We start from the raw sequence: 13,969 nt of genomic DNA on the forward strand, positions 1-13,969 counted from the left end.
CGACGGTTCCCGGCTCCGGTGCGGCCTCACTTTGTGAGCGTATTACCCCTTCTGGCCCACCGCGACCGAGAACGCCTCGGGCTGGTACGTCCGCTTGTGGGGGCCTGACCGTCGGGCATCGCCATACGAGGGGCATCGGTCATGCGTCGAGCCGGTCGACGGCGTTCACGTCACTGCGTCCGCGAGCCAGTGACCCGTGCGGTGCTCGTCTGCGCGCGGAGCAGCATGACCGCGACCCCATCGGTCCTCGATGCGCCGATGCGTCAGCTGGGTTCGACGGGGGACTTGGGCTGGGTGGGGGGTTGGTGTTGCCGGGGTTGGTCGCCCGTGCCGCCGCCTCCGCCGGAGGACTTGGGCGGGGCCGGGGGCTGTTCGGGCTGCTGGGGCTCGGAGGGGGGCTTCTGGGGCTGTTCCGGGGTGTTGGGCGTGGCCGGGGGCTTGGGTTGCTCCTGCGTGCCCGGGGACTCCGGGGACTTCGGCTCCTCCTTCGGCGACTGCTCCTCGCTCTTCGGGGATTCTTCCTTCTTCGGGGATTCCCCTTCCTCCTTCTTCTGTTCCTCGCCCTTCGGGGACTCCTGCTTGGGCGACTCTTCCTTGGGCGACTCCTCCTTGCCCTTCTCCGGCGACTGCTCCTCCGTGCCGGGCGACTTGGGCTCCTCCTGCTTCTTCTCCTCGCTCGGCGGCGGCGCCGTCTTCCCCGGCGGTTCCAGCTGCGAGCCCGTGGACGGCGACGGCAGGACCGGCACCGGGGAGTCGGACGGCTGGCCCTTGGGGGGTTCGACCTTGTGGTCCTTCTTGCCCTCGACCTTGCCGCTGGGGCGCTCGAACCAGCGCTTGCTGTCCTGGTCGTAGAGCGTGAGCGTCTTCATCGGCTTGTCGGACGGGACGACCGCCACCAGGCCGGCCGCGCGGAAGGTGTCCCACTGGCGGCCGCTGTACGTCGGCGTGCCGTTGACGGCGTCGGGCGAACTCAGCGGGTTGCCGCAGGTGCAGCGGACCACCGGCACGCCGTGGTCGTCGACCATGACCGGGGTGCCGGCCTGGAGGATCGCCTGGTAGTCGGTGGCCTTGCCGTCCTTGAAGCCGTGGCTGGTGACGCGGGTGTCCCAGTTGAGCTGAACGGGCGTCAGCGCGCGCAGATGGGAGGGGAGGTCCTGCGGCTCGACCTTGAGGGTGTCGGCGAAGGCCGCGGTGCGGGCCGGGTCCTTGGTGAGGTACGTGATCTGCTTCTCGACGTCGCAGGCGGCCTCGTTCTGCTTGCCGCTGTAAAGCCCCGGGTGGGCGCCGCTGACCTTGAGGGTGCCGCCCGGGGCCGAGGACTCGTTGGGGGTGATGGTGGGGGTGACCGCGGTCCCCGATTCGCCCGCCGTGGAGGGGGTGAAGGGGTCCGGGCCGGCCGCGGAGGCGTTCTGGAGGAAGATCTCGCCGCCGCCCTTGGTGCCGCCCAGGAACGAGAAGGCGAAGATCACCGCGACCGCCACGACCATCGCGGTGCCCGCGGTGACGAGGGTCCGGCGGGCCCGCCACCACGGGGCGGGGGGTCCGCGGTGGCGGCCGGGTTCTCCGCCCGGTGGACCCGGTGGACCCGGTGGGCCCGGTGGTCCCGGTGGTGGCGGCGGGCCGGGGGGTGGCGGCGGGCCGGGGGGTGGCGCCGCCGGTGGGGGCGGGGGGCCCGGTGTCACCGGTGGGTGCTCACCCGACGGCCGGCCGGACAGCGGTCCGGACGGAGGGCCGGTGGGGCGTTCGGGCGGAGGAGGTATGGAACTCACGGCACTCTCCCCAGACGTGGGGCGTCGGGAATTGAGGTCGATTCCCGTGCGCCCTCCAATTCCATTATGTGCGCCCTTCCGGAAAGCGTGACGTTTCACGGGAATTTCGGCAGTGGGGCATCCGCGAAGCGGTTCCCGATGCACCGGCTTCCGTGGCGTGACCTGCTGCGCAGGTGGCCCTGCGGGCCGGGGACGAGAATCGGTACATGGAAGCAGTGGGATACACCAGCGCGAACACCGGTCTCTTGCTGATCGACCCGTACAACGACTTCCTGTCCGACGGCGGGAAACTGTGGCCCCGCGCGAAGGCGGTGGCCGAGCAGGTGGGGCTGCTCGACCACATGCGTGAGGTGCTCGCGGCCACCCGGGCCCGCGGAATCCGGACGTTCTTCGTCGCGCACCGCCGCACCACCCCCGGGGACTACCAGGAGTGGGAGCACCTCTCCCCCGCCCAGGAGGCGACCGTCAAGGGGCAGGTCTTCGCCCAGGGCTCCTGGGGCGGCGAGTTCCACCACGACTTCCAGCCCGTCGACGGTGAGATCCGGGTGCACGAGCACTGGTCGTCGAGCGGCTTCGCCAACACGGACCTGGACTTCCAGCTGAAGCAGCACCGGCTGTCGCGCATCGTGCTGATCGGGATGCGGGCCAACACCTGCGTCGACACCACGGCACGCTTCGGTCAGGAGCTGGGCTACCACGTCACCCTGGTGCGGGACGCGATCGCCGCCTTCAGCCCGGCGGAGATGGAGGCGACCTTCGAGGTGAACGCGCCGGTCTACGCGCACGCCATCCTCACCACGGAGGAGTTCCTCGACGTGCTGCCGCCCTGCCCCGAGGAGTACGGGGCAGGGCGGTAGCGGCGCGGGTGCGGGTCAGGTCTGCCGCGGGGTGGTGAGCCAGCGGTCGTACCAGGCCACGCTGCGGCGCAGCAGGTCCAGCAGGTGGCCGCGTCCGCCGATCATGTGGCCCTCGCCGGGGTAGACGACGAACTCGTGGGGGACGCCGTGGTGGCGCAGGGCGCGGTGGAGGAAGAGGCCCTGGCTGACCGGCACATTGGTGTCGTCCTCGCCGTGGAGGATCAGGACCGGGGTGCGGACGCGGGAGACGTACGAGACGGGGCTGACGCGGTCGTGGCGGTGGGGGCCGGGGCCCTCCCAGCCGATGCTTCCGCTGCCCGCCGACTCACGGACGGCGCCCTGTTCGCCGGTCGCGGCCAGCATGCCCCAGTCGCTGATGCCGGCGCCCACGATCGCGGCCTTGAAGCGGTCGGTCTGCGTGACGGCCCACGCGGCCAGGTAGCCGCCGTGGCTCCAGCCGCCGATGCCGAGGCGGTCGGGGTCGGCGACGCCCTGGGCGACGAGGAGGTCGATGCCCTCGGTGATGTCGGTCCATTCCGCACCGCCGACGGCGCCGTCCGTCGCGGTGGCCGCGAAGGCGTGGCCGTGGCCCTCGCCGCCGCGGGGGTTGGGGAGGAAGACGGCGTAGCCGGCGGTGGCGAGGAGCTGGCCCGGGGGCAGGTCGATGTGGAACTGCCATGAGTCGCTGTAGCGCCCGTACGGGCCGCCGTGCGCGAGGGTGATCAACGGGAAGGGGCCGTCCTCGCGGGTGCGGCCGGGCGGCAGGAGGAGCAGGCCGTCGAGGGCGAGCCCGTCGGAGGCCTTGTAGGAGAGGCGTTCCTGGCTGCCCCACGGGATGTCGCGGATCTCGGGGCGGGTGTCGCTGATCCGGGTGAGCGGGCCGTCGGGCGGTCCGGCGTGGACGTCCTTGGGCTCGTACGCGGTGCCCGCGAGCACGGCGACCGTGCCGCCCGTACGGCTCGCGGTGAGCGCGTGGACGATGCCCGGGCGGGTGTGCAGACGGCGGAAGCGCCGCTCGGCGGGGTCCAGCCGGAACAGCGCGGTGTCCAGGCCGTCGGCGAAGACGGCCAGGGGCGGGCCGTCGGCGACCTGGAGGAGTTCGGTGGGGCAGACGGTCATGCCGGCGGTCAGGTCGCGTGCCTCCGGCCGGGGCCGCCGCTCCGGGTCGGCCGGCACCGTACGGTCCAGGACGGCCGGGGAGCCGACCAGGCCGGGCGGGGTGGTGGCCAGGTGGGCGAGGTGCCAGCCGTCCTCGGCCCGCCACCAGACGGGGCGCTGCGCCGCGTGCCCGGCCGGGCCGAGGTCGTGGACGGTGAAGGTGGCGGTGTCGACGAGGTGGAGCTCCGCGGTGAGCGAGCCGGGGTCCTCCTCCGCGCACTCCCAGGTGAGCACGGCCAGCATGCCGCCGTCGGGGCGCTCGGCCACCTCGACGACGTGCCGGTCGCCGAGGGTGCCGACGGTGCGGACGGCGCCGCTGTCGAGGTCGAGGAGGCGCAGGCGGCCGGAGGGCTCGGGGCCCGTCCGCTCGGTCCACACCATCACGTCGTCGTCCTCGGCCTCGTCGGGTTCGTCGGCGGCGATCAGGGCGACGGTGCGGCCGTCGGCGAGCGGCAGGTGGTTCGCGATGCCGCCGGGCCAGGCGGTGAGGGCCTCGGCGGGGCCGTCCGGTCCGCCATCGGCGGCGAGGCGTACGCGGTGCAGTTGACCGCCGGTGGTGAACAGGACCGCCGCCGAGTCCGGGGTCCAGCGCGGGGCGCCGATCCAGGTCGTGCCGTCGGTCAGCTGCCGCGCCGGGGCGCCGCCGTCGGCGGGCACCGCCCACAGGGCACTGGCCAGGCGGTCCGCGACGGCGAGGGGCCGCGCCGTGTGGACGACCGTGCGGCCGTCCGGGGAGAGGGCCGGGAACATCGGTATGACGCTGTCCAGGACCGTCCGTGCCACGATGTCGCTCTGTTCCGTCAATGTGCCCTCCGCAGCGTCCACTTGGGTCTCGCCTTCCTCCTGGGAACCGCGCACATCCTGCCGCAGCCCGCGGCCCGTGGACAGGCTCGAAGGATCATGGAGCCGTCGCCGACGGGGCCGGACCGCCTCGCGAACGGCTGCCCCGGCGCCCTGCCCGCGGGCGGCCGCGTCGCGTACGCCGCGCAGGCGGGGGCGCCGTCCGCCCGCCTCGTCGCCTGCGTCCTCGCCGTCGTCCCGGCGGTCCTCGCGGTACGGGGGTACGGGCTCCCCGGGCGCGTGACGATCCGCGGGTACGTACGCACGCGGGTGATCGCGCGGGGGCGCAAGGAGTTCGCGGTCGCACGGCTGCGGCGGTGGGCGGCCGGACGGTGAGGTCCGGGCTGCCCGGTGCGGGCCCCTGGTGAGGGACCGCTCCCTATGCTGTGTGCTGCTGCTGGGCGCGGGGGAGGGAGCGACCGGGTGACGCTGGTGGAGGGGGATCCGCGGTCCGTCGGCGGGTACCTGCTGGAGGGCAGGCTGGGCACGGGCGGGATGGGGGTCGTCTACCTGGCCAGGTCGGTGTCGGGGAGGGCGCTGGCGGTCAAGGTGATCCGTCCCGAGTTCGCCGAGGACGCCGGCTTCCGGGACCGGTTCCGGCGCGAGGTGGCGGCCGCGCGGCGGGTCAGCGGGGCGTTCACGGCGCCCGTGGTCGACGCCGACGCCGACGCGGAACAGCCGTGGCTGGCCACGCTGTTCGTACCGGGGCCGGCGCTGTCCCGGCGGGTCGCGGAGCGGGGGCCGCTGCCGGCGGAGGAGGTCCTGCGGCTGAGCGCGGGTCTGGTCGAGGCGCTGCGCGACATCCACCGGGCCGGGCTGGTCCACCGCGACCTGAAGCCGGGCAATGTGCTGCTGGCGGCGGACGGGCCGCGCGTCATCGACTTCGGGATCGCCCGGGCCGCCGGCACCGAGCGGCTGACCAGGACCGGGACGGTGGTCGGCACGCCCGCCTTCATGGCCCCCGAGCAGTTCCGCGCGGGCGCCGTCGGCCCGGCGTGCGACGTCTTCGCGCTGGGTTCCGTCCTGGTGTACGCGGCGACCGGCCACGGCCCGTTCGACGGCGACAGCTCGCACGCGATCGGGTTCCGTGTGGTGTACGAGGAGCCGGACCTGGCCGGGCTGCCGGAGGAACTGCACGCGTTCGTGGCGCCGTGTCTGGCCAAGGACGCGCAGGAGCGCCCCTCGGTGGAGGAGCTGCTGGCCTTCCTGACGCTGGCGCGCGCCGGGGGATCCGCGCCGGACCCCGAACCCGCCCCGCCGGAGCCGGAGGAGCCGGAGCCCGAGGAGCCGGAGGCCGAAGAACCCGGGTCCGGGGCCGGACAGGAGCACTCCCCCACCCTGGCCGACCGCCCCCGGGACACCGTCACACGGGTCATCCGCCCGGTCCCGCGCCCCGGGGCATCCGGGCCGCCGCCGGTGGACCGGGCGGGGCCCACCGGTGCGGTTCCGGCACGGCGCGGGCGGGCCCGCGGCAGACGGGTGGCCCTGGCGGCCGGCGCCGTGCTGGTCGCCGCGTCGCTCGCGGTGGGCATCCCCCTCCTCGTCGACCGCGACGGCTCGGGCGGGAAGGACGGGGACGGCGCGGCGGCGCAGGGCCCCTCGGGGAAGCGGGGAGCGTCCTCCGCGGAGGCGTCCTTCTCCTGCCCGGTGGCCCGGGGCGCCCTCGTGGGCGGCGGGGCGAGCGCCGTGAGGGAGGCCGTGGACGCGTGGACCGCCGGCTTCCAGGCGGCCTGCCCCGGCTCCACGGTCTCGTACCGGCCGACGGGCTCGGGCGCGGGAACGATGGCGTTCCTGCAGGGAACGGCGGACTTCGCGCTCTCCGACGCGCCGCTGGCGACCGGGGAGGTCCTGCGGTCCGGGAAGCGCTGCACGGGCGGCGGCCGGGCCGTCGACCTGCCGCTGCTGGCCACGCCCGTGGCGGTCGTCTACCACCTGCCGCGGGTGGACGGGCTGGTGCTGGACCCGCCGACGCTGGCGAAGGTCTTCGACGGGCGGATCACCCGCTGGAACGACCCCGCGATCGCCGCGCTCAACCCGGACGTCGCCCTGCCGTCCCGGGCGATCACGGCCGTCCACCGGGCCGACGCCACCACCAGCACGAGGACGTTCGCCGGGTACCTGCGGGAGGCGGCGCCGGACGCGTGGCCGTACGAGGCGACGTCCGACTGGCCGGGGAGCGGCGGGGAGGGCGTGGCCCGCGCGGACGCTGTGGCCGCGCGGGTCGCGCAGGAACCGGGGGCGATCGCCTATCTGGACTTCGCCTCGGTCGGAGGGCTCGACGCGGTGCGGCTGGACACCGGGGCGGCCGAGCCGGTGGCGGCCGCCGTCACCACCGCCACGCGCGCCCTGGCCACCGCGCGGACGGCGGGGAGCGGCGGCGGCCTGGCACTGGACCTGGACGGCACGGACGCGGCCCCCGGCGCCTACCCGATCACCCGGGTCGGCTACGCCGTGGTCTGCGACAAGGGGAACGAGCCCGCCGCCTCCTTGCTGACGCTGAAGGCGTTCCTGCTGTACGCGGTCAGCGGTCCGGGGCAGACCGCCGCCGAGCGCCAGGGCCACGCCCGGCTGCCGGCGGCACTCGCCGCGAAGGTGCGGGACGCGGTACGAGGGCTGGGCTGAGCAGCCGCAGGCCGCCGGCGTTGCCGTACGCGCTGGTGGCGGTTGGCGTCGGCGCCTTCGCGCCGGGTGCGGCACCGCTGTCGGGGCTCGGCTTCGGCCGCGTCGACCACGGGCTCGGCGCCGTCCCCCGCGCCCGCGACCACCCGGCCAGGCCCGTGAGGGCGGCTGACCACACCGGTGTTGCCGGGCCTCGTGGCGCTGTGCGTGGGAGCGGGGCGGTCTCACGCCCGGCCGCCCGGTCGGCCGCGCCGTGGTCCGCGACGAGCGCGCCCGCGTGCCGCCCCGCGAACGTGCGGGCCCGCGGCCCCCCCGGGGGATGGCGGCGCCCGGACACATATGGTTAGGTTAGGCAAACCTAACTCAACTCCCGCGGAGATCCGGATGCGCAGCAAGACCACCGCCCCCCTCGCTCCGGCCCGGCCGACGCACGCCGAACGCATCCGGTCCGTCCTCGCCTCGGCCCACTCCATGACCGTGGTCACCGACCGGGAGCGCACGGAGGTGACCCGGCTGACCGCGCAGGCGCTCGCCGGTCACGTCCATCTGCACCCCCTCGAGACGGCCTTCGGCCCCGAGAGCACCCCGATCTCGCTGGAGTTCACCGACGTCGCCCCCACCCCGGTACGGGACCGGGTGCGGGCCCGCGTGACGGTCACCGGCTGGACGGCCGCGCCGTACCGGGCGGACGCCCCGGACAGCCAGTGCGTGCAGTTCGTGCACGCGAGGCTGGAGACGGCGGAGGGCACCGCCTCCGTGGGCCTGGCCGAGCTGACGACGGCGGAGGCCGACCCGCTGGCGACGGCCGAGGCGGGGATGCTGACGCACCTGGTGGACGACCACGCGGAGCTGGTGCCGCTGCTCCTGCGGCTGGTGCAGCCGGCCCCCGCCCCCGGCGCGCGGCAGGTCCTGCCCGTGGCCGTGGACCGTTACGGGATCACGCTGCGCGTGGAGTACGCGAACGGCCACACCGACGCCCGGCTGCCCTTCCCGTCCCGCCTGGAGAACGCGGACCAGGCGGGGAGCCAGATCCAGGCGCTGCTCAACAGCGCCCGCCGCGCGTCGCACCGGGGACGGCTGTTCGCCGGCTGGTGACCAGGGCCGCGGACGCCGCCCCTCCGTGGCCCCGGCCCCCTGTCACACCCCTCTGTCACATTGGACGTGACCGGTTCGTCAGTGCGCCGAGGGAAGCCGGGGGAACGCGACGAGGGAATGGGACCGATGGACGACAAGGAGTTCCTGGCGGAGCGGTTCGAGGAGAACCGGGCGCACCTGCGGTCGGTGGCGTACCGCATGCTGGGGTCGCTGGCCGAGGCGGACGACGCCGTGCAGGAGGCGTGGCTGCGGCTGAACCGGGCCGGGGCGGACGGGATCGGGAACCTGGGCGGCTGGCTGACGACCGTGGTGGGCCGGGTGTGCCTGGACATGCTGCGCTCGCGGACCTCCCGGGGCGAGTCGTCGCTGGACGACGTACGGGTGCCCGATCCGGTGGTGAGCCGGGAGGACGCGGCCGGCGACCCGGAGCAGGCGGCGCTGCTGGCGGACTCGGTGGGGCTGGCGCTGCTGGTCGTGCTGGAGACGCTGTCGCCCGCCGAGCGGCTCGCCTTCGTGCTGCACGACATGTTCGCGGTGCCCTTCGAGGAGATCGCCCCGATGGTCGGGCGCACGCCGGCGGCGGCGCGGCAGCTGGCCAGCCGGGCACGGCGCCGGGTGCAGGGGGCCGCGCCGGTGCCGGACGCCGACCTGGGCCGGCAGCGGGAGGTGGTCGGCGCGTTCCTGACGGCGTCGCGCGCGGGTGACTTCGAGGCCCTGGTGGCGGTGCTGCACCCGGACGTCGTGCTGCGCGCGGACACCGGCGCCGCCTTCCCGGGGGCGACCCGGGAGGTGCGCGGCGCGCGGACGGTCGCGAGCCAGGCGCTCTCCTTCCGGCGGACGGCCCTCCACGCACGGCCGGCACTGGTCAACGGGGCGCCCGGGGTGGTCACCTCCCTTCAGGGCCGGGTGGTGTCGGTCATGGGCTTCACGATCGTGGACGGGCTCGTCGTCGAGCTGGACATCCTGGCCGATCCCGAGCGGCTGGCCGGGCTCGACCTGGCCGCGTTCGGCGAATAGCTCATTTGTTCGATTGAGGGGTTACCCTGGACGCATGACCGCACCGCTCCAGGGATCGCTCTTCGACCAGACCGACGAGTTGCTGCTCGGTCCGCTGGACGGCCTCCGGCGGACCGGGCTCGGCAGCGGCGCGTGGCTCGACCTGCTGCCCGGGTGGCTGCAGGGGGCCGACGCCCTGTTCGAGGAGCTGGCCGGCTCGGTCCCGTGGCGGGCCGAACGGCGGCAGATGTACGAGCGGGAGGTCGACGTACCCCGGCTGCTGGCCTTCTACGGGGAGGGCGAGCGCCTGCCGCACCCCGTCCTCGACGAGGCCCAGGCCGCGCTCGACGCCCATTACGCCGACGAGCTCGGCGAGCCCTTCGTCACGGCGGGGCTCTGCTTCTACCGGGACGGCCGGGACAGCGTCGCCTGGCACGGGGACCGGACCGGACGGTCGGCGACCCAGGACACGATGGTGGCGATCCTGTCCGTCGGCGACCCGCGCGACCTGGCGCTGCGGCCCCGCGGCGGGGGCGCGGCCTCGATGCGGCTGCCGCTCGGGCACGGCGACCTCGTGGTGATGGGCGGCTCCTGCCAGCGGACGTGGGAGCACGCGATCCCCAAGAGCACGCGCGCCATGGGGCCGCGGATCAGCGTCCAGTTCCGCACGCGCGGCGTCCGCTGACCCCCGCCGCACCCGGTGCCGTATCCGTACAACCTTTCGCCCACGGCCGTGAGTCAACGTCTGCGAGGCCCGGGAGCGGGTCCGGGGGATGACGGGGAGGGGCCATGGGGCGGGGACGGACGGCGCGGCGCGCCGGGAGAGCGGTGGCAACCGCGGTCGTGATGGGCGCGGTCGTGCCGACGGCCGTCGTGGGGACGGGTGCGGGGAGCGCAGCAGCAGCGGCACCGGCGGTGGTGTGCACCTCGGGCAAGGCGGGGCTCGCGGCGAAGCTGCGCACCGACATCACCGGCGCGCTGCGCGGCAGGACGGCGACGGTGGCCCTGTCGCTGCGGGACCGTAAGACGAAGACGGTGTGCACGCTCCGCGCGGACCAGCGGTTCGACTCGGCGAGCACCGTGAAGGTGACGGTGCTGGCCACCCTGCTGTGGGACAACAAGAAGCACAACCGCTACCTGACGGCGCGTGAGGTGAAGCTGGCCACGGCGATGATCACCAAGTCGGACAACGCCGCGACCACGCAGCTGTGGCGGCAGCTGGGGGTGGCCAAGGTGAAGGGCTTCCTGAAGGCCGCGGGGATGACCCGCACCGTGCCGGGGAGCAACGGCTACTGGGGGCTCACGCAGATCACGGCGAAGGACGAGCAGCGGCTGCTCGACCTGGTGACGGCGAAGAACGCGGTGCTGAGCGACAACTCCCGGGCGTACATCCTGAAGCTGATGAACAAGGTGGTCGGCACGCAGCGCTGGGGCACCCCCGCCGGCGCCCCGCGCGGGGTGACGGTCCATGTGAAGAACGGCTGGCTGCCGCGCGCCACCCACGGCTGGCGGGTGCACAGCCTCGGCGCGTTCACCGGCTCGGGGCACGACTACTCCCTCACGGTGCTGACGCAGGACAACCGCACCATGAACACCGGGGTCGCCACGATCGAGGCGGTCGCCCGCGTCGTCCACCGGGACCTCAACCCGGCGGCCACCGCCGCGGGGACGCAGTCGACGACGCGTACGCCGCAGGAGGCGATCCCCGCCGTCCCGCCGGGCACGTAGCGGACCGGAACCGACGGCACGGCAGGCGCCCCCGCGGGGGCGCCTGTCGGCGTTCGCGGGGGCGGTTACCGGACAGGTGTAGTCCTCACCGGACGTGCCCGGCCCGTCGCGCAGCGCGGTGGGAGCCCTCCCGCACAGCGGAATGAAAGGTTCCACACCGGGGATCGGGATGTCTTGTGAGACGGCTGTGGAGACCGGAATGCCGCCTTGCCGGTCACGGAACGGCCTCGGAATACTCGACGGCGTTGCTTGGCGTGGACACGCATTCTTTTCGGGATGTGACGCCTTGGACCGAAAATTCCTCCGGGTTGGCGGCAGTTGAGCCGACCCATCCCCCCACGTGGAGGTACAGGACTTGAAGCATCGTCGAATATCCGGGCGGAAGGCCGTGCTCGCGGGCGGCGGGGCCACGGCCGTGCTGGCGGCACTGATCGTGCTGCCGCAGGCCAACGCGGCGCCGAGCCCGGCGCCCGCCCCCAAGAGCCTCACGCCCGCGGCCGCGGTGACCCTCGCCGCGCACCTCACCTCGCAGCTCGGCACCGAGGACACCGCGGGGTCGTACTACGACGCCGCGAGCGACCGGCTCGTCGTCAACGTGCTCGACGCCGCGGCCGCCGGCACCGTCCGCGCGGCGGGCGCCGTGCCGAAGACGGTCGCCAACACCATGGCCGAACTACGCTCCGCCACGCGCACCTTGGGCCTGGAGGCCCGCATCCCCGGCACGGCCTGGTCCGTCGACCCGCGGACCAACCAGGTGGTCGTGACGGCCGACCGGACCGTGTCGGCGGCCGGGATGGCACGACTCGGCAAGGCGGTGGACGGACTCGGCGCCGGCACCGCCCGGATTCACAAGTCGAAGGGCGCGTTCAAGCCCTTCATCGCCGGCGGCGACGCCATCTTCGGCTCCGGCGCGCGCTGTTCGCTCGGCTTCAACGTCGTCAAGGACGGGCAGCCGTACTTCCTCACCGCGGGTCACTGCGGCGTGGACATCAAGAGCTGGTCGGACAGCTCCGGCGGACAGGAGATCGGCTCGGTCGAGGCCGCGACGTTCCCCGGCCACGACTACGCGCTGGTGAAGTACACCGGTACGGGTGTCGACCACCCCAGCGCGGTCGACCTCTACAACGGCTCGACGCAGGAGATCACCTCGGCGGCCACGCCGAACGTCGGCCAGGCCGTGCGGCGCAGCGGCAGCACCACCCAGGTGCACGACGGCACGGTCACCGGGCTCGACGCGACCGTCAACTACCGGGAGGGCTCGGTCTCCGGGCTGATCCAGACCGACGTCTGCGCCGAGCCCGGCGACAGCGGCGGGGCCCTGTTCTCCGGCAGCACCGCGCTCGGCCTGACCTCCGGCGGCAGCGGCGACTGCACCGGCGGCGGGGAGACGTTCTTCCAGCCGGTGACGGACGCGCTCGAGGTGTACGGGGCCGAGATCGGCTGACCCCTCGCGGCGCCACGGCGCGGCGGCGGCGCCGGACACCCCTCCCCGGGACCGGGAGGGGGTCCGGCGCCGCCGCCGTCCGCGTGGGGACGGGCGGGAACGGGGCGGGAACGGGCCGGTCAGCCCTGCCGGCCGGGGCGGAACTCGCGTACGGCGCGCGCCTGACGGGCGAGCGCGAGCAGCAGGCCGCCCTCGTTCCACACGGCGCTGTCCTCCACGGCCCAGCCGCCGCCCGCGTGTTCGGTGCGGCTGCGGACCAGGACCCAGCCCTGCGCGGGCGCGGTGTCCAGGACGTCGGTGAAGTGCACGGTCAGTTCGGCCGTCGGCACGGGGCGGGGCTCGGTCCACACCGCGAACAGCGCGGGGGGCAGGGCGTCGGCGAGGACGACCAGCGCCTGCGGGTCCAGCGGCCGCCCGTCGGCGAACCGCATCCAGGCGAGGAGTTCGGCGCGCTCCCCGCCGGCCAGGGGGCGCGCGTCGCCGGCCGGGCGGATCTCCAGGTGGGCGGCGAACGCCGCCAGCGAGCGCGGCAGGGTGAGCGGCGGGCAGGCGCCGGGCGCGGGGACGTCGGGCGCGGGCGTGCCGGTGTGGGCGGGGCCGGGTTCGCTCCGTCCGAACACGGCGGTCCCGGTGAGCGCGGCGGCACCGTCCTGCAGGGCGGTGACCGAGGACACGGACGTACGGCGCCCCTCGCGCAAGGTGGTCGCCGCCAGGCGCAGCGGGCGCTCGTCGACGGGGGCCAGGAAGTGCGCGCCCAGCGTGCGGACCGGGAGGCGCTCCCCCGTCCGCGCGGCCAGGTCGTCGCGCATGGCGGTCAGCGCGAGGGCGGCGACGTAGCCTCCCTGCGCCCCGTTCCAGGACCACCAGGAGCGGTCGATGCGGACGGTGCCGGTGGTGTCCTCGGTGTCCGCGTCCGTGTCCGTGTCCGTGATCGAGGCGGGCATGACGTCCCCCTGGGAATGTGGGTTCGCTGTCCGGTCCACGATAATCCAGTGAGTTGGATATTCAAATCAACTCCACAGGAATCCCGACGGTGTGACGGGGGCGGTCCGCACGGTCACGGACGGCGACCAGGGGTGGGTGGCCCACAGCGGCGTCCGGCGGCGGTCACGTTGCCCGTTCCGGGACGTCGGTGGCGACGCGGTGTTCAGTGCGGCGTCGCCCGCGAGGGGACGTCGTGGTGCTGGTGCCCGCCCGTCGCGAGCATGCGGACCTCCCCCCGGTCGCTGATCTCCGCCTGGACGATGCCGGTGTCGTCGCTGTACACCGGGTGCCCCCCGGCACCCTTGCGCTCGGTGCGCTTGACGACCACGGTGTCGCCGGAGACGGGGAAGGTCAGATCGTAGGTTTCGGCATGACTCATGAGGGGAACCTCCTGTCTCCGCCCATATGACGATTTATGCCCAGAGAATCCCTGGCCAATGACACCGGTCATGACGTCCGCTGTGGCGCCGGGTCGACCC

Annotated in this window: 12 protein-coding genes; 8 read left to right on the plus strand and 4 right to left on the minus strand. The window is 74.5% G+C overall.

Annotated features, from left to right (window positions below):
• Positions 1–263 precede the first annotated feature (263 nt).
• Positions 264–1,481, minus strand: coding sequence for a DUF6777 domain-containing protein (locus tag ACFV3E_RS26030; protein ID WP_500536828.1), 1,218 nt, complete (start codon positions 1,479–1,481; stop codon positions 264–266).
• 494 nt (positions 1,482–1,975) lie between these two features.
• Between ACFV3E_RS26030 and ACFV3E_RS26035 the strand changes: the two genes are divergently transcribed.
• Entirely contained in the window at positions 1,976–2,626 is a 651-nt protein-coding gene (locus ACFV3E_RS26035; RefSeq protein ID WP_500536829.1) for a cysteine hydrolase family protein, read from the plus strand.
• A gap of 15 nt (positions 2,627–2,641) precedes the next feature.
• Here the strand turns inward: ACFV3E_RS26035 and ACFV3E_RS26040 are convergent, their stop codons facing one another.
• Positions 2,642–4,609 carry a S9 family peptidase gene (locus ACFV3E_RS26040; RefSeq protein WP_500536830.1) on the minus strand — a complete coding sequence of 656 codons (1,968 nt, stop codon included), beginning with the start codon at positions 4,607–4,609 and terminating at the stop codon, positions 2,642–2,644.
• Positions 4,610–4,684: 75 nt separating this feature from the next.
• Between ACFV3E_RS26040 and ACFV3E_RS26045 the strand changes: the two genes are divergently transcribed.
• The 7 genes from ACFV3E_RS26045 to ACFV3E_RS26075 all read left to right on the plus strand — a co-directional run bounded on the left by ACFV3E_RS26045 (position 4,685) and on the right by ACFV3E_RS26075 (position 12,506).
• Positions 4,685–4,960 carry a hypothetical protein gene (locus ACFV3E_RS26045; protein ID WP_500536831.1) on the plus strand — a complete coding sequence of 92 codons (276 nt, stop codon included), beginning with the start codon at positions 4,685–4,687 and terminating at the stop codon, positions 4,958–4,960.
• Positions 4,961–5,047: 87 nt separating this feature from the next.
• Positions 5,048–7,246: a substrate-binding domain-containing protein gene (locus tag ACFV3E_RS26050; protein WP_500536832.1), complete on the plus strand. Its 2,199-nt coding sequence runs from the start codon at positions 5,048–5,050 to the stop codon at positions 7,244–7,246.
• Positions 7,247–7,627: 381 nt separating this feature from the next.
• The gene (locus ACFV3E_RS26055; protein ID WP_500536833.1) at positions 7,628–8,338 is read left to right on the plus strand and encodes a DUF2470 domain-containing protein; all 711 of its coding nucleotides are present in this window, start codon (positions 7,628–7,630) and stop codon (positions 8,336–8,338) included.
• Between the two features lie 126 nt (positions 8,339–8,464).
• Positions 8,465–9,355 carry an RNA polymerase sigma factor SigJ gene (sigJ, locus tag ACFV3E_RS26060; RefSeq protein ID WP_500536834.1) on the plus strand — a complete coding sequence of 297 codons (891 nt, stop codon included), beginning with the start codon at positions 8,465–8,467 and terminating at the stop codon, positions 9,353–9,355.
• A gap of 34 nt (positions 9,356–9,389) precedes the next feature.
• Positions 9,390–10,019, plus strand: a complete 630-nt coding sequence (locus tag ACFV3E_RS26065; protein WP_500536835.1) for an alpha-ketoglutarate-dependent dioxygenase AlkB — start codon at positions 9,390–9,392, stop codon at positions 10,017–10,019.
• Between the two features lie 161 nt (positions 10,020–10,180).
• The gene (locus ACFV3E_RS26070) at positions 10,181–11,062 is read left to right on the plus strand and encodes a serine hydrolase (protein ID WP_500536884.1); all 882 of its coding nucleotides are present in this window, start codon (positions 10,181–10,183) and stop codon (positions 11,060–11,062) included.
• A 355-nt stretch (positions 11,063–11,417) separates the two neighbouring features.
• A complete protein-coding gene (locus ACFV3E_RS26075; protein WP_500536836.1) occupies positions 11,418–12,506 on the plus strand; it encodes a S1 family peptidase in 1,089 nt (362 codons plus the stop codon).
• Positions 12,507–12,625: 119 nt separating this feature from the next.
• Here the strand turns inward: ACFV3E_RS26075 and ACFV3E_RS26080 are convergent, their stop codons facing one another.
• Together ACFV3E_RS26080 and ACFV3E_RS26085 are read right to left on the minus strand one after the other, a co-directional pair.
• Complete coding sequence (locus ACFV3E_RS26080) at positions 12,626–13,450, minus strand: acyl-CoA thioesterase (protein ID WP_500536837.1); 825 nt, start codon at positions 13,448–13,450, stop codon at positions 12,626–12,628.
• Positions 13,451–13,653: 203 nt separating this feature from the next.
• Positions 13,654–13,869 carry a DUF6296 family protein gene (locus ACFV3E_RS26085; protein WP_499514004.1) on the minus strand — a complete coding sequence of 72 codons (216 nt, stop codon included), beginning with the start codon at positions 13,867–13,869 and terminating at the stop codon, positions 13,654–13,656.
• Positions 13,870–13,969: the final 100 nt, after the last annotated feature.

This window comes from Streptomyces sp. NPDC059718 (assembly GCF_042733315.1).
Taxonomy (GTDB): domain Bacteria; phylum Actinomycetota; class Actinomycetes; order Streptomycetales; family Streptomycetaceae; genus Actinacidiphila.